Origin of the sequence: Pseudarthrobacter sp. ATCC 49987, from assembly GCF_009928425.1 — a bacterium.
Lineage (GTDB): Bacteria > Actinomycetota > Actinomycetes > Actinomycetales > Micrococcaceae > Arthrobacter.
Genome location: NZ_JAABNS010000001.1, coordinates 3,740,849 through 3,757,812, shown reverse-complemented (window position 1 = coordinate 3,757,812; position 16,964 = coordinate 3,740,849). Strand labels below are relative to the sequence as shown.

At 65.1% G+C, this 16,964-nt stretch carries 15 protein-coding genes and 2 tRNA genes; 7 read left to right on the top strand and 10 right to left on the bottom strand.

Features of this window, described 5'->3' with window-relative positions; translation table 11 throughout:
• The first annotated feature begins 90 nt into the window (after positions 1-90).
• The 3 genes from GXK59_RS17425 to GXK59_RS17420 all read left to right on the top strand — a co-directional run bounded on the left by GXK59_RS17425 (position 91) and on the right by GXK59_RS17420 (position 499).
• Positions 91-164 (top strand) — tRNA-Ile (locus GXK59_RS17425).
• Between the two features lie 70 nt (positions 165-234).
• Entirely contained in the window at positions 235-351 is a 117-nt protein-coding gene (locus tag GXK59_RS20785; protein WP_224048067.1) for a DLW-39 family protein, read from the top strand.
• 72 nt (positions 352-423) lie between these two features.
• Positions 424-499: transfer RNA gene (locus tag GXK59_RS17420), tRNA-Ala, on the top strand.
• 94 nt (positions 500-593) lie between these two features.
• On the opposite strand, the gene GXK59_RS17415 is transcribed toward GXK59_RS17420, so the two are convergent.
• Positions 594-962: a cupin domain-containing protein gene (locus GXK59_RS17415; protein ID WP_160668634.1), complete on the bottom strand. Its 369-nt coding sequence runs from the start codon at positions 960-962 to the stop codon at positions 594-596.
• Positions 963-1,079: 117 nt separating this feature from the next.
• On the opposite strand from GXK59_RS17415, the gene GXK59_RS17410 reads away from it, so the two are divergent.
• Positions 1,080-1,994, top strand: coding sequence for a DMT family transporter (locus GXK59_RS17410; protein WP_160668633.1), 915 nt, complete (start codon positions 1,080-1,082; stop codon positions 1,992-1,994).
• A 32-nt stretch (positions 1,995-2,026) separates the two neighbouring features.
• Here the strand turns inward: GXK59_RS17410 and GXK59_RS17405 are convergent, their stop codons facing one another.
• Together GXK59_RS17405 and GXK59_RS17400 are read right to left on the bottom strand one after the other, a co-directional pair.
• Complete coding sequence (locus GXK59_RS17405; protein ID WP_160668632.1) at positions 2,027-2,902, bottom strand: glycosyltransferase; 876 nt, start codon at positions 2,900-2,902, stop codon at positions 2,027-2,029.
• A gap of 165 nt (positions 2,903-3,067) precedes the next feature.
• Positions 3,068-4,048: a hypothetical protein gene (locus tag GXK59_RS17400; RefSeq protein ID WP_160668631.1), complete on the bottom strand. Its 981-nt coding sequence runs from the start codon at positions 4,046-4,048 to the stop codon at positions 3,068-3,070.
• A 155-nt stretch (positions 4,049-4,203) separates the two neighbouring features.
• On the opposite strand from GXK59_RS17400, the gene GXK59_RS17395 reads away from it, so the two are divergent.
• Both GXK59_RS17395 and GXK59_RS17390 read left to right on the top strand, forming a co-directional pair.
• Positions 4,204-4,749 (top strand): peptidylprolyl isomerase, encoded by a 546-nt coding sequence (locus tag GXK59_RS17395; protein ID WP_160668630.1) that lies wholly within the window; start codon positions 4,204-4,206, stop codon positions 4,747-4,749.
• A gap of 8 nt (positions 4,750-4,757) precedes the next feature.
• Positions 4,758-5,627: a rhomboid family intramembrane serine protease gene (locus tag GXK59_RS17390; protein ID WP_160668629.1), complete on the top strand. Its 870-nt coding sequence runs from the start codon at positions 4,758-4,760 to the stop codon at positions 5,625-5,627.
• A gap of 996 nt (positions 5,628-6,623) precedes the next feature.
• Here the strand turns inward: GXK59_RS17390 and GXK59_RS17385 are convergent.
• Both GXK59_RS17385 and GXK59_RS17380 read right to left on the bottom strand, forming a co-directional pair.
• Positions 6,624-7,229 carry a DNA-3-methyladenine glycosylase I gene (locus GXK59_RS17385; RefSeq protein WP_160668628.1) on the bottom strand — a complete coding sequence of 202 codons (606 nt, stop codon included), beginning with the start codon at positions 7,227-7,229 and terminating at the stop codon, positions 6,624-6,626.
• Between the two features lie 121 nt (positions 7,230-7,350).
• Positions 7,351-7,605, bottom strand: coding sequence for a cell division protein CrgA (locus GXK59_RS17380; RefSeq protein WP_024366922.1), 255 nt, complete (start codon positions 7,603-7,605; stop codon positions 7,351-7,353).
• A gap of 267 nt (positions 7,606-7,872) precedes the next feature.
• Here GXK59_RS17380 and GXK59_RS17375 point away from each other — a divergent pair, with 267 nt between their 5' ends.
• On the top strand, positions 7,873-8,514 hold the full coding sequence (locus tag GXK59_RS17375) for an aminodeoxychorismate/anthranilate synthase component II (RefSeq protein WP_160668627.1): 642 nt from the start codon (positions 7,873-7,875) through the stop codon (positions 8,512-8,514).
• A 29-nt stretch (positions 8,515-8,543) separates the two neighbouring features.
• Here GXK59_RS17375 and pknB read toward each other — a convergent pair whose 3' ends face one another.
• Genes pknB through GXK59_RS17350 form a run of 5 tightly spaced genes read right to left on the bottom strand, consistent with a single transcriptional unit; the run spans position 8,544 to position 16,964 of the window.
• Complete coding sequence (pknB, locus tag GXK59_RS17370) at positions 8,544-10,487, bottom strand: Stk1 family PASTA domain-containing Ser/Thr kinase (protein ID WP_160668626.1); 1,944 nt, start codon at positions 10,485-10,487, stop codon at positions 8,544-8,546.
• A 6-nt stretch (positions 10,488-10,493) separates the two neighbouring features.
• Positions 10,494-12,299 (bottom strand): protein kinase domain-containing protein, encoded by a 1,806-nt coding sequence (locus GXK59_RS17365; protein ID WP_160668625.1) that lies wholly within the window; start codon positions 12,297-12,299, stop codon positions 10,494-10,496.
• Positions 12,296-13,753, bottom strand: a complete 1,458-nt coding sequence (locus GXK59_RS17360; protein WP_160668624.1) for a peptidoglycan D,D-transpeptidase FtsI family protein — start codon at positions 13,751-13,753, stop codon at positions 12,296-12,298. The genes GXK59_RS17365 and GXK59_RS17360 overlap by 4 nt, the downstream gene beginning before the upstream one ends.
• Entirely contained in the window at positions 13,750-15,201 is a 1,452-nt protein-coding gene (locus GXK59_RS17355; protein ID WP_160668623.1) for an FtsW/RodA/SpoVE family cell cycle protein, read from the bottom strand. The genes GXK59_RS17360 and GXK59_RS17355 overlap by 4 nt, the downstream gene beginning before the upstream one ends.
• On the bottom strand, positions 15,198-16,964 hold the full coding sequence (locus tag GXK59_RS17350) for a PP2C family protein-serine/threonine phosphatase (protein WP_160668622.1): 1,767 nt from the start codon (positions 16,962-16,964) through the stop codon (positions 15,198-15,200). The genes GXK59_RS17355 and GXK59_RS17350 overlap by 4 nt, the downstream gene beginning before the upstream one ends.

Below are 16,964 nucleotides of genomic sequence, written 5' to 3'. Positions count from 1 at the left end.
GTTTTCCCGGATTTTTCCCGGGGAAATGCCTCGATTTGAGATCGGGCCGGGATGTGCTGTAAAGTCGTATCTCGGCCCGATGAGGCATCGGGGCGTATAGCTCAGGCGGTTAGAGCGCTTCGCTGATAACGAAGAGGTCCCAGGTTCAAGTCCTGGTACGCCCACGGAATCTGTACAGATTCAAGTGGAGGTTCGGTTGGTATTTGTTTATCGCCGAGCCGGAACGGGGTGCATGTGAAGAAGTTGCTGGTTGTTGCAGCCACGATCGCAGGCGTCCTGCTCTACAAGAAAGTGCAGGAATCCGAGGCCCGGAAAACGGTCTGGAGCGAATCAACCGACACGGTTGACTAGCCCGGATTCCCCGGATCGGGAGCTGGGAAACAGCTTCTCGAACTAGGGTATGATTGTCGGGTTGCTTCTTATGGGGGCATGGCGCAATTGGTAGCGCACCTGCTTTGCAAGCAGGGGGTTCGGGGTTCGAGTCCCCGTGCCTCCACCATAGGAAAGGCCCCGGCCCGCGGAAACGCGGACCGGGGCCTTTTGCCTGTCCACTGCTTGCCTGTCCACTGCGCGGATGGCCCGGCAGTGCCCCCTCATTCCTTGGGTTTGGCGTAGTCGTCCATGCCCTGCCAGTCGATAAAGACGTAGGGCTCGTCGCCGACGACCCACGCATCATGTCCCGGCGGGATGACGCCGAAGTCACCCGGGCCGAACTCGTTCTCCTCGCCGTTGTCCATGACGACCTTGAGGCGGCCCGAGATTGTGTAGCCCTTGTGGGCAATCATGCAGCTGTCCGTCTGGGCGATCGGCTTGACGTGCTGGGACCACTTCCAGCCCGGCAGGAACGTCGCACGTGCCACGGCGCCGGCGTCGAGATTGACGAGCTCAACCTGGCCCATCCCGTCTTTGACGGGGCGGGTTTCCTCCGGATTGTCCAGGCTCTTGCGGATGGTTGCAGCCATGATGGTCTCCTTTGTGGATGATGGTGAGACCGGATTTAAGACTGGCACCGCCGCCTGCCGCGGTCAAGGATGCAGCTGGTTCAGCTGCGTGCTCTCCGTCCCCACTACTGTTGGACCGTGAACTTCTTCCTTGCTGCCCTGGGCGTCCTTGGGGTGGCCTCCTCCGGGCCGCTCATCGCTGCCACCCTGGGGGCCACCTCCGTCAGTGCCCTGGCCATCGCTTTCTGGCGCAACGCGATCGGTTCGGTCGTTATGGCCGGCCCCGTGCTGGTCCGGAACCCACGCCAGTTCGGCCGGGTCACCGGCCGGGAGTTTCGCTGGTCCCTGGCGGCCGCCGTCGCCTTGGCGCTGCACTTCGCCTGCTTCATCACCTCGCTGCAGTTGACCTCGGTCGCGGCAGCGACGGCCCTTGTTTGCCTGCAGTCGGGCTGGATCGCCGTTTTCCAGCTCTTCCGGGGCGTCAGGCACCGCTGGCCCGTCCTGGCCGGCCTTGGGATCGCGTTCGGCGGTGTCGTCGCGATTACCGGATTCGACATGGGCAGCTCCCCGGACGCGCTGCTGGGCGACCTCCTGGCCGTGGCGGGCGGCGCCTTGGCGGGGATCTACACGCTGGCCGGCGGCAAAGCCCGCCAGACCATGGGGACGGGCATCTACACGACCCTGTGCTACGGGATGTGCGCGGCCGTCGTTGCGGTGCTGGCGCTGTTCTCGCAGCAGCCGCTGGCAGGCTTCGAAGCCTCCGGCTGGCTGGGCATCCTGGCGATCACGGTATGCGCCCAGCTGATCGGCCACACAGCCTTCAACCACCTGCTGGCGACCATGAGCCCGCTGCTGGTCTCCATGATCATCCTGCTGGAGATTCCGGGCGCTGCGCTGCTGGCCGCCGCGTTCCTGGCTGAGACCTTGCCAGCCGGCACCTATGCCGGTCTGGCGATGATCCTGGTGGGGCTCGCCGTCGTCGTCCTGGGACAGCGCAGTTCACGTTCAGTGCGGCGCACTGCGGCCGGACTGGCGGAGCTGGGGACGGACTGACTTTCGAAGGCCGGCGCCGGCCACCCCGGGGGTTACTGGCCGCCGCGGCGGGCAGGCTGTGTGGTGTTGACCGTGTGGATTGCGCGCAGGAGCTTGGCCGGGAAGTACACCGAGAAGAAGACAACCATGGGCGCCTTGAGCGCCATCTTCTTAACGTTGTGGGCCTTGTACGTGCGGTCGAAGCGCGTCACGTAGTAGCGGTAGTCGCGGGGAGAGTCTTCCAGCCGGCGCGCGGACATGCCGGAGACCATCTGCGGCCAGTACTGGATCCTGAGCTCGTGGTCGGCCAGGTGCAGGGACAAATCGATGTCCTCGTGCATCTCGTCCTTCTCATCCCGGCATGTCTCGCCGCGGATGATCTCCCACGCCGAGCGGCGGAGCGCCATGTTGGACCCAAAGAGAAAGTGGTACTGGTGTTTGGCCAGCTTGAGCATCAGCTGGCGCATCTTGTCGTCGGCCTTCAGGCCAAATCGCCGCATCGGCATGTCGTAGTAGACCACCGGGCCGGTCGCGGCGTGGACCGATTTGTCCCGGAAAGCCTTCTGCACCTGTTCGACCCAGTCGGGTTCGAGCACGGAGTCGGCGTCGATCCGGCCGAGGATGTCTCCCGTGGCATGGTTGAGGCCGAAGTTACGGGTGGGGATCAGACCCTGGTCCCGGTCCTGGCTGAGCAGGATGATGGGGCTCTCGGGGTACTCCAGTTGCATCTGCCGGACGATATCGGCTGTGCGGTCCGTGGACATGTTGTCGACGACGATGATCTCGTGCGCCGGGACAGACTGGTAGACGGCAGCAATCAGACACTGCCGGATGACGCTTTCCTCGTTGTACGCCGGGATGACGATAGACACAGCCGGCGTCGGCGCAGCGTCGTGTAAGGCATCCTCAGAGGATTTTTCGGGTGACATTCCCCCAAATTTAGCACTACCGCGGTTTTTCCAGCCCGGCGCCGGGCAATCCCCCGGCTACGAACTGGTAAACATCGTGCTCAAACACGCCCAAAAAAGGGAGGGATCCCGCCACTGGCGGAATCCCTCCCTCAACGGCTGCCCGAAGGCGGCCCACTGGCTTGTCTAGCTGCCGGTGCTCTTGTCCGTGCCGTTGTTACGGCTTGCGGCGATGTTCCGAACTGCGGTCTTGGCATCGGTGGCAATCTTGGCGGAAGCGTCCTTGATGTCCTCGACAGCGTCCCCGGCCGCATGCTTGGCGGTGGCTGCGGCGTCGTCGGTGGTCTTGGCCGCTTCAGCCGAAGCGTCCGCGACGGCGTCCGCTGCGGCAACTGTCGCTGCGCCGGCCTGGCCGGCTGCTTCCTTGACGGCTTCCTTGACATCGTTGACAGTTGTGGCCGACACGGGCGCGGGGGTGACCGGTGCAGGCGTTTTCCAGGGATCCTCGACCGGCTTGGAAGCCTTCCACGCGGCAACCCCGGCAGCGGCAGCTGCGGCGATGATGCCGAAGATCAGCAGCCCGCGGTGCTTGGGCTTCTGCGGCTTGGCAACCTCGACGCCGACGGCCTTGCCAGCCTTCTTCGCAGCAACCTTGACGTGGGTGCCGGCGGACTTGGCCTGCTCCTGGACGGAGTGGATGATCCCCGCGTCTCCGAGCCTCTGGGCAACGGCGTCCACATGGGCCGGTGCGCTCTGGAGTGTACGGTGCACGGCGTCGGAGGCGTGGCCGATCTGGTCCGAAAGCTTCGGCAGATATTCGACGACAACCCGGTCGCGGGCGTTTGCGATGACCGGCGTTGCCTTGTCCAGCGCCTCATGCAGACGCGGGGTGGCTCCCTCAACGGCATCGTTGATTCTCGGTGCGAGGTGGGCCAATCCGTCCTGGAGGCGCGGGGTTACCGTCGCCACGCCGTCGGCGAGATTGTAGGCCGCCGACTTGAGCCCCTCCTGGATCTTGGGAGAAGCTGTATCCAGGCCCTGCTGCAGACGCGGAACGGCCCAGTTGACGGCTGCCTCAACCCGCGGGGTTGCCCATTCCTTGGCGTTCTCAACTCCGGTGCTGACTGAATGCTCCAGCTCACGGGCAATTCGATCCGTTTTTTTCACAACTACCTCCCGATTAATGTGACGGTTCTGCAGTTAGCCTACGTGTCCCAGACCTCACGGGCTATTCTTCAGGCCGATTCCGGGCCGATTTCACCCAGCGCGGAACTAGCGGAGCGGCCCTATGTGTAATGGCCTGTCATGGAAGAATAGGGCCTATGACTGCCATCGCAACTGCAAAAGCAACCATCCACACGAGCATGGGCGACATTGTCGTCAACCTCTTCGGTAACCACGCTCCCAAGACCGTCGAGAATTTCGTCGGACTGGCGACGGGCGAGAAGGCCTGGACCCACCCGGAATCGGGCGAGGACAAGACGGGGACGCCGCTGTATGACGGCACCATCTTCCACCGCATCATCAAGGACTTCATGATCCAGGCGGGCGACCCCCTGGGCCGTGGCGTTGGCGGACCGGGTTACAAATTCGACGACGAGATCCACCCGGAGCTGACCTTCAACGAGCCCTACAAGCTGGCCATGGCAAACGCCGGCATCCAGATGGGCCGCGGCACCAACGGCTCACAGTTCTTCATCACCACCATCCCCACCGGCTGGCTGCAGGGCAAGCACAGCATCTTCGGTGAGGTAGCCGACGACGAGTCCAGGAAGGTTGTCGACTCCATCGAGGGTGTCCGCACCGGAATGGGCGACCGTCCGGTCGAGGACGTCGTCATCAAGAGCATTGATGTAGTGAAGCTCTAGCCCACCGCATGAGCTACGGAATTCCGGCGGCAGAGCCGTCCGCGCAGATCCCGGTGTGCCCCCGGCACCCGGACCGGCCCGCCTATGTGCGCTGCCAGCGGTGCGGGCGCCCTGCGTGCCCCGACTGCCAGCGGGCGGCCGCCGTCGGATTCCAATGCGTTGACTGTGTTAACGAAACAAAACGTACGACGCCGGACGTCAGGACCGTCTACGGCGGCGCCGTGACCGCCGGTAAGCCCGTGGTCACCCTGTCCCTCATCGGGCTCTGCGTCCTGGTCTTTGTTCTCCAGTGGCTGGTCCCCGGGCAGGTTGTCGAGGATAACCTGGCCTTTGCATCTGTGTACGCCGCTCCCCAGTACGGCTATTTCGAACCTTGGCGCATGCTGACCTCAGCGTTTGTCCACTCACAAGGCTTCATCCTCCATATCGTGCTCAACATGTACATGCTGTGGGTGTTTGGACAGGCACTGGAGCCCCTCCTCGGAAGAATCCGCTTCCTGGCGATCTTCCTGCTCTCCGCCGTCGGCGGATCCGTCGGCTACCTCCTGTTGACACCTGTCCTGCCGCCCAGTGGCGTTGTGGGCGCTTCTGGCGCCATCTTCGGCCTCTTTGGAGCCATGCTGGTGGTCCAGCGCCGCCGCGGTGGTGACACGAGGCAACTCTGGGTGCTCATCCTTATTAACGGCGTCATCGGCTTCGTGGTCCCCGGAATTGCCTGGCAGGCCCACCTGGGTGGTGCCGTCACTGGTGCCCTGTGTGCCGCCGTCGTTGCGTACACGCCCCGCGGCCAGCGGCAGGGCCTGCTGCAAGCGGGCGGCCTGGTCTTGGTGCTGGCGCTCCTCATCGCCGTCTCGGCCCTCCGGGTTGCCAGCGCCTAACGGCGCTTCCCTGCCGTCACCCCGGCGCCCTCCCCCTCCCCCTCCTCCTTCCCTCGTCCCCGGACGTTCCCGCCCAGTTGTTCGGTGCGTGAGCACGTCTGGTCCGCATGAAGCCCCGGATTTCCGCGGGAGCGGCGGGGTGAAGGTGGCAGCAACCGGGCGGGAGCGTCGTGCCGAAGGGCGTTTCCCACAGCATTTCCCTGTTCTCCACAGCGCGTCCTGCCCTGCGCGCACTTTTGCGCCGCCGCCGTTGCGACCGGGATCGTCCGCAGCGGGACGGCCGAAACGCACAGTCGGCAAGTTGTCCACAGGGGTTATCCACACTGTTGGTAACTTACACGCCTGTAGTTCAACACGCGGTCCGGGATCTGAGGGCCACAGTGGGCAATTCTGCCGATTTGCACTTCGAGATCTCCACATTTGTGGATAACTCCTGTGGGCTGCCCTGTGGTTAAGTGGACAACTCCGGCCTGGAACGCCCGGAGTAAGGTGGCGTGGCACTGGAGGCCGTCACGGCGGTGCGGCTGGGAGCCTCCCTCAGAAGACGAAGCTCCGGGCTTAGATCTGCTTTCAACAGGGTTATTCACAGTGTTAATAACTTGTCCCTCGAAGTGACGAGGCCGGAATTGGCGCCACGTGGCGCCAGGGACCCCCGAAGACCGTTCTGATGAGCACGTTATCCCCAGCTGTGGATAAGTTGTGGGTACTGGCCTGTTGTTAAGTGGATAACCCTGTCGCGGCGTGCTGAACCTGGAAAGGTGAGGGTAAGAAGGCCCCGCGGTCCCGGTTCCCAAAAGCGGTTGCTGCAGCTTTGGAGTTATCCACAGGCAATCCACACTGTTAATAACTCACATGCCTGTGACTCCCCGCGGAATTCCTTCCGGCAGGAGTTCCTGAGGGCCACAGCGCGCGGGAATTGGAGGATCAGAGGGAATCTCGAACACAGTTATCCACACTGTGGATAACTCAAGCAGAGTTGTGCACAGCGCCTCGGGCTCAGCGCGGCCAGATGCCGGAGGTTCCCCTGCGGTGGCTGTCCAGCAGGTGGGTGTCGATCATGCCGATTGCTTCCATCAGGGCGTACATGGTGGTGGGCCCGACGAAAGCGAACCCCCGCTTCCGCAGTGCCTTGGACAGGGCGATGGACTCTGCCGAGGTGGTAGGGATGTCCTCGTGGGACGCCGGCTCGGGTGTGGAATCCGGCTGGAACGCCCAGACGAAGTCAACCAGTCCGCCGTCGGCCCGTAGCGCAATGGTGGCCTGGGCGTTGGTGATGGCGGCACGGATCTTCAGTCGGTTACGGACAATCCCGGCGTCGAGGAGGAGCCGCTCAACGTCGGCTTCGGTGAATGCTGCCACCGTCTCGGGATGGAAATTGTGGAAGGCGGTCCGGAACGCCGGCCGTTTCCGGAGAATCGTGGCCCAGGACAGCCCGGCCTGGAAACCCTCAAGGCTGATGCGCTCGTAGAGGCCCTGTTCGTCGCGTACCGGAAATCCCCATTCGGTGTCGTAGTACTCGCGCAGCAACGGATCCACGGCCGCCCACTGGGGCCGGGCCAGGCCGTCGTCGCCGATCACCGGGCCTGTTACTGTCGGGGTCATCCGGGCTCCTTCGCTCGCAGTGTTTCTCCGCTCCAGCATTATCGGCCTTTGGTAGGCCTCGAGGTTAACGCAAAAGACCGGTACACGGGGTGTACCGGTCTTTCCTCAGGTTCGGCGCGAGTCAGGAGCGCCAGCGGGTGGTCATGAGGAAACCGACGATGGCGATGCCGAAGCCGGCGATGATGTTCCCGGATCCCCAGGCGGCGACAGGAAGGGTGCCTTCGCTGATATAGAAGGTGATGATCCACAGGAGGCCGAGGATCATCAGGCCGAACATCACGGGCTTGAACCAGACCGGGTTGGGCTTGTTGGCCTGCGCCGCGGCAGTCTGCGGCGTTGCGGGGGTGGTGCGTTTGCGGCGCTTTGACTCGGGCACGGATCCTCCTGGGCTGCTGGAACAGGAGCGGGACCCTGGCTTGATATCCTGCAAGGAGGAATACACCGGCGGTCAGCGCGCTCTTGGTCATGTCGAAGTTCTTGTTCGGAGCCAATTCTAGCTGTAGTTGGCGCCACAGCGGTGTCCGCCGCGAACGTCCGGGAGGAGAACGCACGTGCTGCAGCTGCAGGATGGTTCAGTTCCTTTTTCCCTGGATGGCACAATTCACCGGTTCACTGATTCAACGATTGGTTCAGCAAGGCACCCATGAGCACAACCAAGATTCTCGTCGTCGACAACTATGACAGCTTTGTGTACACCCTGGTGGGATACCTCCAGGAACTCGGTGCCGAGACCACTGTGGTCCGCAACGACGACGTCACCCTGGCCGAGGCGATCGACCTCGCCGAAGCGCGCGACGGCGTCCTCATCTCGCCGGGTCCCGGGAACCCCGCCGGCGCGGGGGTCTGCATCGAGCTGATCAAGTGGTGCGGAAGCCACAACAAACCAATGCTGGGGGTCTGCCTGGGCCATCAGGCTCTGGCGGAGGCGTACGGGGGGACAGTCACCCACGCTCCGGAACTGATGCACGGCAAGACGTCCCTCGTGGAGCACCACGGGAGCAGTGTGTTCACCGGGTTGCCGTCGCCCTTCACCGCGACCCGCTACCACTCCCTCGCCGCCGTCCGTGAGAGCATCCCGGAGGTCCTGGAGATCACGGCGGAGACGGGGACCGGGGTTGTTATGGGGTTGCAGCACCGCACCGCGCCTCTCTGCGGGGTGCAGTTCCACCCGGAGTCCGTCTTGACCGAAGGCGGTTACCAGATGCTCGGGAACTGGCTCGAATCCCTCGGCATGTCAGGTGCTGCCCAGCGGGCCTCGACGCTCAGCCCGCTCATCAAGCACTAGCGGGCGAGGCCGGCCGGGTTAGCCCGGTCCTATTTGGTGCTCTTGGTGGGCGTCGGGGTGGGCGTGGGTGTCGGGCTCGGCGGGGGCGGAGGCGCCTTGGCCACGGTGACGGTGATCGTCTTGCGCTGTTCCACGAGGGCATCCGCCGGGTCAGCCTGTCCGGTGACTTTTCCCGGTTCCACTTCTGAGTTTTCGACTTCCGTGGCGTTCATGCCCAGGCCAAGTGCCTTCAGGGCCGCTTCAGCCTCGGCCCGGGGAAGGCCCACGAGCTGGGGAACCACCACTTTTCCGGTGGAGACGATGATTTCCACCGTGCTGCCCGCGGCCACATTCTGGCCCGGCGCAGGGTTGGTGGTGATCACAATGCCCGCCGGGACTGTGGGACTGTTGGCCATGGTGGTGCCAGGTGCTCCTGCCAGTCCCTTCTGGCGGAGCACATCGCGGGCTGCCGCCTCCGTGCGTCCCGGCAGGTCGGCGGGGATGGTGATGACGCTGGGGCCCTCCGAGATGTTCAGCGTGATATCCGAATTGGGGTCCAGGGAGCTCCCCGTTGCCGGGACAGTGCCGATGGCGATGCCCTTGCCAATGGTCTCGTGCTGCATCCGGCTGAGCTGGGGTTTGAGCCCGGCGTTGTAGAGCTTCTGGAGCGCCTCGGTCTCGGTCAGCGAGGTCACCGACGGCACCAGGACTTTGGCGACCGGGGGCGGAGCCTGGTTCATCATGTTGTAGAGCCACAGGCCGCCGCCCGCCAATACGAGGACGGTGACGATCACGAGTGTGGTGATCCACGTCCGGCGGCGGGACTTCTGGCGCTGGGTGTGCTCCCGCTCGGGCGGAAGGACCAGCGGCAGGCTGCCTGTGTCCGCGGCGCCATAGACGACACCCTGTTCCATCGGAGCACTCTCATCATCGCCCGGCGTCTCCAGGGCGGGACGGAGTCTGCCAGTGGGGGTCTCGTCAAGGAACTTCGCGCCCGTTACCGAGAAAGCGGCCGTCGGTGTGCTGTCCGGCGTCGGAACCGTGTCATTGGGGTTGGTGGGTGCTTCGCTGGCCGCCGCCGGGGCGACGCCGACTCCGCTCCGCGCGGCCCGGAGGGCGCGCCGGAAGGCCGCGGCGTCCTGGAACCGGTCCGCGCGGTTCTTCTGCAGCGCCTTCATCAGCACGCTGTCCAGCGCCTCGGAGACGTCAGGGTTCAGGCTGCTGGCCAGTTCGGGGATCTCGCGCACATGCTGGTAGGCAACGGACACGGGGCTGTCGCCGATGAAGGGCGGCCGGCCGGCCAGCATCTCATACAGCAGGCACCCGGCCGAGTAGAGGTCGCTGCGGGCATCCACGGTCTCGCCGCGGGCCTGTTCCGGTGAAAGGTACTGTGCCGTCCCCACCACGGCCTGGGTTTGGGTCATGGTGGCTGCCGAGTCCGCCATGGCGCGGGCAATTCCGAAGTCCATTACCTTGACGCTGTTGGAATCCGGGCAGAACATCACGTTGGCCGGTTTGATGTCGCGGTGCACGATCCCGGCCTTGTGGCTGTAGTCCAGGGCGGCGAGCACCCCCAGCGTGAAGTCGATCGCCTGGTCGATGCTGACTTCCTTGGCCCTGATCAGGTCCCGGATCGTCTTTCCGGAGACGAACTCCATCACGATGTACGGGACCCGTACGGTGTCTTCGTGGTCCCCGGGGACGGCGTGGTCCCCGGTGTCATAGATGGCCACGATTGAGGGATGGTTCAGGGCGGCCACCGCCTGCGCCTCGCGTTTGAACCTGGCCTGGAACTGGGGGTCCCGGGCCAGGTCCGGGCGGAGCAGCTTAACAGCCACGGTGCGTCCCAGCCGGGTGTCGACACCGCGGAAGACGTCGGCCATGCCGCCGCGGCCGATCAGTTCACCCAGCTCATAGCGCCCGCTGAGGACGCGCTGTGTGTTCACGGGGCCGCGGTCCTCCCGGTGCGATGGGGTGCGGGGTGAAGTAGACATATTGGCCTACGTTCCGGTCGGACTTGGGGTGGCTGCCGCGGACGCGGCTTTGGCGAGGTGGTAGGTCACCAGGGAACCGGCGGGAACCTTGCTGCCGGAGGCGGGTTCTGAACTGACGAAGGTGCCGGCAGCTTCTTTCTTATTCGTCGGAGCGACGTCGGCACCCTTGGCCCAGCGGAGGCCTGCGCTTTCGATGGCCTGCTGGACGGCGGCTTCGCTGGCACCGGACTGGAGCATCGGGACCGTGACGGATTCCGGGCCCTTGGAGTAGTTCACTGTGATGGTCGAACCGGGCTGGACTCGCCCGGCAGGGTCAATTTGAACCACCGTTCCGGGAGTGGCATCGTCGAAGACCTCGGCTCCGGTCACAACAAGCCCCAGGCCGATCAGTTCGCTGCGGACCTGGTTGAAGGGGCGGCCGAGGTAGCTTTCCGGAATCAGGTTGATCGCGGCCGGGGTGGACTGCGTGGGCGTCGCGGAACTGCTGGTGGGGCTGGGACTCGAGGACGTAGGCGAAGCGCTGGTGCTGCTCGGCTTCGCGCTGGTGGTGGCGATGCTGCTCGCCGGCGTCTGCGGGAACAGGATCCCGGCCTGGGTCAGCACCACGCCCACGAGCGCGAAGAGCACCAGCAGGATCAGGGCGATCAGCGGCCAGGTCCAGGGGCTCCGGCCGCGGCGTTCCGGCTCATCGACCGGCTCGTCGTAGTCGTCGTCCTCTTGGACCCAATTGCGTTCCGCGGCGAGGGCATCTGCGCGGGACAGGGTGTTTCGGGCACCGTAGGCGCTGGTGGCGGCGGCTCCCGCAGCCACTCCCGCAGCGGCGCCGGCTCCCGCCGCGCCGACCACCGGCAAAGCGGAGGTGGCCGACGTCGTGCGGTCCGCCTCGCCGATGACACCGGTTGCCGCGGTGGGAATGTCCACCGGGGCCGTGATCGGTCCGGTTGCTGCCTCGAACAGGAGCATGCCCGGAACCGCGGCGTGTGCAGCGGCGATGTCGCCGTTACGGATGGCTTCGGCGGCCTCGGACAGTTTGAGGGCATCGGCCGGGCGGTTCTTGGGGTCCTTGGCGAGCATGGACATCAGCAGGGCGCGGACCGGCTTCGGCAGGGTCTCCGGCAGCGGCGGCGGCGCGTCATTGACCTGGGCCAGCGCGATGGCGATCTGCGATTCGCCGGAGAAGGGGCGGCGTCCAGTGAGGCACTCGTAGCCGATCACGCCGAGGGCGTAGATGTCCGAGGCACCGGTGGCCAGCTGCCCGGTAGCCTGCTCAGGTGCCAGGTACTGGGCGGTTCCCATCACCTGCCCGGTCTGGGTGAGCGGGACCTGGTCCGCGAGGCGGGCGATGCCGAAGTCCGTGACCTTGACGCGGCCGTCCGGGGTGATCAGCAGGTTGCCCGGCTTGATGTCGCGGTGGACCAGGCCCTGGGCATGGGCCACCGAGAGGGCGCGCGCCGTCTGGGCGATCATGGACAGGGTGCGGTCCGGGGACAGCACCTGTTCATGCTCGATGATGCTGCTCAGCGGCTGGCCCGGGACCAACTCCATCACGAGGTAGGCGGAGCCTTCTTCCTCGCCATAGTCAAAGACATTGGCGATGCCCACATGGTTCAGGAGCGCAGTGTGGCGGGCCTCGGCCCGGAACCGCTGGAGGAAGCCCGGATCGCCCGTGTACTCCTCCTTGAGCACCTTGATGGCGACGATGCGGCCAAGGATCAGGTCTTTGGCTTTCCAGACTTCTCCCATGCCGCCGATCGCAATACGCGTCGTCAGCTGGAATCTGCCGCCGAGGGTGATTCCTGATGAAGGCCTCACTTATTCAACACCGCCTCAAAGATCTTCTTCGCGTTCGGACTGGTTAGCTTTGCGCCGGTGGTGATGTCTACGCCTTCCACGACGATAGTGACAGCCACCTGCGGGTCATTCGCCGGGGCAAACCCGGTAAACCATGAGTTGTTCAGGCCGTTGCCGAGTTCCGCGGTGCCGGTCTTCCCGGCGACCTTGACGCCGGGCACGGCCGCACCCCGGGCGATGCCGTCGCTGACGACACTGACCATCCACTCGTTGATCTGCCGGGCGATGTCCGCCGTGGTGGAGGTCCGCAGCACCTGGGGCTTCGGCTCGCTGATCGGCCGCAGGTCCGGGGAGCGCACGGCTTTGATCAGGTTCGGCTGCATCTGCACTCCGCCGTTGGCGATGGCGGCCGTCATCTGGTTGATCTGCAGCGGGGTGGCCCGGACGTCGCGCTGGCCGATCGACGACTGCGCCAGGCTGGCATCATCGAGCTTTTCGGTCGGGAAGAAACTCGGGGCGGAGTCCAGCTTCAGCTGGTCGCCAAAGTCCTGCCCGAAGCCGAATTTCTCCGCTTGGTCGGCAATGGCCTTCTGCCCCAGATCCAGCGCGATGCTGGCGAACGGAGTGTTGCAGGACTGCTGCAGCGCGAAGGCAAAAGTCGCCGTATCGCGGGTGTAGCAGTTGCCGCCGGCGTAGTTGGGCAGCTTGTACTGGATGCCGGGGAAGGACATCTCCGCCGGGTTGGGCAGGACGCTGTCCTTGTTGTACTTTCCCGAGTTAAGGGCAGCGGCCGTGTCAATGAGTTTGAAGACTGAGCCCGGTGCCAGCAGTGCCCCGGTGGGTCCGCTGACATTCTGGTTCAGGTTGATTCCGGGGACCTTGTTCAGCTCGGCGAAGTTGGCGGCCTCGGCCGCCGGATCCTGCGTGGCGATCAGGTTGGGGTCGTAGGAGGGCTTGGAAACCATGGCAATAATCGCGCCGGTTTTAGGATTTGTCACCACGATCGATCCGCGCTGGCCATCCGGGATGAGGTCGAAGGCGAGCTTCTGGATCTTGGGATCCAGCGTGAGCTCCACGGAGGCGCCCTTGGGCTGGTTGCCCAGGAAGAGCTGGCCGACACGGTCCAGGAACTGCTGGTCCGAGCTGCCCGCGAGCTCCTTGTTCATCGTCTTCTCCAGCCCGGTCACGCCGAAGCTCCTGGAGAAATAGCCGGTGATCCCGGCGTAAGGCTCCGGCTGCGTGTACGTGCGCTGGAACTTGCAGCTCTCGTCGGCAGCGACGGACTCCGCCACCGGGGTGCCACCAACGATGATCGCGCCGCGGTCGTTGCAGTAGTTCTGCAGGAGCGTGCGCTTGTTCCAGGCGTTGGCCTCGAGTTCGTCCGCGCCGACCACCTGGACGTAGCTAAGGGCACCAAAAATCAGCACGAACATCGCGATCGCGGCGATCCAGGAATTGCGAATGGCCTGGTTCACAGCTTCACCGTCTCGGTGGGGGCATCCGGACTGTTTCGTCCGGTGCCGGAGACGGCGGCCGGCTTGGAAGGCATGGCAGGAATGACTTTCTGTGGATCGGGTTGTTCGCCGGGGGCCAGCGGTGTTGTGTCCACCGGGCCGCGCGCGGTGTGAGAGATCATCAGCAACAGCCCGACAATGATCCAGTTGGCCAGCAGGGACGAGCCGCCTGCGGCCAGGAACGGCGTAGTGAGACCGGTGAGGGGAATGAGCCGGGTGACACCGCCGATCACCACGAAGCACTGCAGCGCGATGGCGAAGGAGAGCCCGGTGGCCAGCAGCTTTCCGAACGCGTCGCGGGTGCCGAGCGCGGCACGGAAGCCGCGGGTGAAGAGCAGCAGGTACATCAGGACGATCGCGAAGAGGCCAATGAGCCCCAGTTCCTCGCCGAAGGAGGCAATGATCATGTCGCTGTTGGCGAACGGCACCAGATTGGGGCGACCCTGGCCGAGGCCGGTTCCCACAAGTCCGCCGTTGGCCATGCCGAACAGTCCTTCCACGATTTGCAGACTGCCGCCGAATTCCCGTCCGTAGACCTCGTCGGTGAAGGCGTTAATCCAGCCGTCAATCCGCAGGGCGACGTGGGAGAAGGCCTTGGAGGCAACGAAGCCGCCGGCAGCCATGAGCCCGACGCCGATGATCACCCAGCTGATGCGGCTCGTGGCGACATAAATCATCACGAGGAAGAGGCCGAAGAACAGGATCGAGGAGCCCAGGTCCCGCTGGAAGATCAGCACCCCGATGCTCACGAGCCAGGCGGCGAGCATGGGGCCCATGTCCTTGAACCGCGGGAACTGGATGGGCCCGACCTTCCGGCCGGCGAGCAGAATAAGATCCCGGTTGGAGGAAAGATACCCGGCAAAGAATATAGCGAGCGTGATCTTGGCAATTTCACCCGGCTGGAAGGTCATCGACCCGAACTTGATCCACACCCGCGCGCCGAGGATTTCACCGGCGGAAATGCCGGGAACCAGCGGCAGGATCAGCAGGACCGCACTGACGGCCAGCGAGATGTACGTGAAACGCCGAAGGACCCGGTGGTCCTTGAGAAACCAGATGACGGCGATGGAAACAGCCATGGCCACGAGGGTCCACCGCAACTGGTTGTTGCCCGTGTCCTCCCCGACCCGGTCCAACCGGTGAATCATGGCGAGGCCCAGACCATTGAGAGCCACCACCAGCGGAAGAATTACTGGATCGGCATATTTCGCCCGGATGCGCAGCACGATGTGAAATGCCAGGGCGGCGGCGGCGAGCAGGCTCGACTGGAACCAGAAGTCGGTGTCGAAGGCCTTCTGCCGGTCCACGCCGACCAGGGCGTTGGCGCCAATGCCGACGGCGAGGGCCAGGACCAGCAGGACAAGTTCGATATTCCGCCGCGGCTTGGGGGTCGGATCGATGGGTGTCATTTGGCCACCTCGCAGATCGGCGCCGTCGCCGACGGCGATGGTGTGGCAGTCCCGGCCACGCCAGGGCTCGCCGTGTCACCCGGAGTCGCTGTCGCACCGGGGGTAGCGGGCGTCGGGGACGGGGTGATGCACTCGTCCGCGGGGGCGGTGGTGCCGGTGCGCTCAAGGTTCTTGACGATCCGCTGGGCATCGTAGAGGTCCCGGGCAGGCACGGTCTGGCGCACCCGCTGCTGGGAGAATTCGGGCAGATCTGACATCCGGATTTCGGTCACCGTTTCGAGGGTGGAGAGCTGGATGGGTCCAAGGCGCTGGGAGACCCCGTTGAAGATGGCCACATGCTGGTCCTGCTCGCCGATGTAGTACCGCGTCTGGGTCCAGGCGTAGCCCAGCCACAGGCCCAGGGCGAGGAGTGCCACAATGGCGACGGCGATGGAGACAGTCACCCAGCGGCGCGGCCGGCCGGCTGGCCTGAACTCCTCGGCTTCTTCCTTCGCCTGCTCTGACTTATGGGTCAGGACGGTCGCTGCCCGGCGGGCCATGGTGCGCCCGGCGATGGTGGGGATTGATCCGGATTCCGCGGCCGCGGCGGCGGCACCCACGAGTTCGTGGGGGCGGCTGGCAAGCTCCTCGCGGAGCACCTCGGCCGTAAGATGCTCACCCAGGTGCGGATCCGTGGAGGCCTCGGGTTCACCTTTTCCGCCAGCGCTGTCGGCTGCTTTGTCGGCGGCCGCACCGGCATCCTTGGGGGATTCGGGGGCCTTGGCCGGGGCAGAGGACGCCGCTGCAGCGCCGGCGGCCACGGGAGCCGCCGGGGATCCGCCGGTCTTGCCGGCGTCGGGTGTCTTCTGCGGCTCTCCGGCCGTTTTCGCCGCGCCGAAGGTGCTTCCGGGCCGCCGGGCATCGCTTTCGGACACGGTCGCGGTCACGGTGGACGGTGACGGGGCCGGGACAACTTCGACGGCGGCCGTCCGGACGTCGTCCGTGGTCTGTTCGGCGATTTCCAGCATCACGACGGTGACGTTGTCCGGAGCGCCGGCTTCAAGGGTGAGATCGACCAGGAGTTCGGCGCATTCACGCAGGTCCTTGGTCTCCCGGACGGTCCGCTCCACAACGTGGCCCGCCACGTAATTCAGGCCGTCGGAACAGAGCAGCCAGCGCTCACCCGGTTCGACGTCGAGGGTTGCCAGGTCCAGTTCAGGGCTGGCGTCGACGTCGCCGAGGACGCGCATCAGGACGTTCTTGTGCGGATGGGTTTCGGCTTCTTCGGGCCGGAGGCGGCCTTCGTCGATGAGGCGCTGCACGAACGTGTGGTCCACGCTGACCTGCTCGAATTCGCCGTTCCGCAGACGGTACGCGCGGGAGTCGCCGATGTGGGCGAAATGCAGCTTGCCTTCGGCCAGCAGGAGCGCTGTAACGGTGGTGCCCATCCCGGCCAGCTTGGGATTGATGTGGACGAGTTCGGAGAGCAGCGAGTTGGCGGTCTGGATCTCGTCGGCCAGGATGGTGCCGGCGTCGCCGTCGTAGTCCTCGCTGTCGAGATGGATCATGTCCAGCACAGTGGCGGCAGAGGCGACATCGCCTCCGGCGTGTCCGCCCATACCGTCGGCGACGACGGCGAGGTGGCGGCCGACGTAGGCGGAGTCGTCGTTTTTCGCGCGCACCCGGCCCACGTCGGAACGCGCGGCGTAACGCATGATGAGCGGCCGCTTGGAGGCAGTTGTTTTGCCTTTTGCCTGGTCTGCGGGAACATCCGGGGCAGCCAT

Coding starts and splice junctions, on each gene's coding strand:
- GXK59_RS17375 (WP_160668627.1), top strand. CDS start 7,873: ATGAGCACAACCAAGATTCTCGTCGTCGACAACTATGACAGCTTTGTG.
- GXK59_RS17350 (WP_160668622.1), bottom strand. CDS start 16,964: ATGGCTGCCCCGGATGTTCCCGCAGACCAGGCAAAAGGCAAAACAACT.
- GXK59_RS17385 (WP_160668628.1), bottom strand. CDS start 7,229: ATGACCCCGACAGTAACAGGCCCGGTGATCGGCGACGACGGCCTGGCC.
- GXK59_RS17390 (WP_160668629.1), top strand. CDS start 4,758: ATGAGCTACGGAATTCCGGCGGCAGAGCCGTCCGCGCAGATCCCGGTG.
- pknB (WP_160668626.1), bottom strand. CDS start 10,487: ATGTCTACTTCACCCCGCACCCCATCGCACCGGGAGGACCGCGGCCCC.
- GXK59_RS17415 (WP_160668634.1), bottom strand. CDS start 962: ATGGCTGCAACCATCCGCAAGAGCCTGGACAATCCGGAGGAAACCCGC.
- GXK59_RS17395 (WP_160668630.1), top strand. CDS start 4,204: ATGACTGCCATCGCAACTGCAAAAGCAACCATCCACACGAGCATGGGC.
- GXK59_RS17355 (WP_160668623.1), bottom strand. CDS start 15,201: ATGACACCCATCGATCCGACCCCCAAGCCGCGGCGGAATATCGAACTT.
- GXK59_RS17405 (WP_160668632.1), bottom strand. CDS start 2,902: ATGTCACCCGAAAAATCCTCTGAGGATGCCTTACACGACGCTGCGCCG.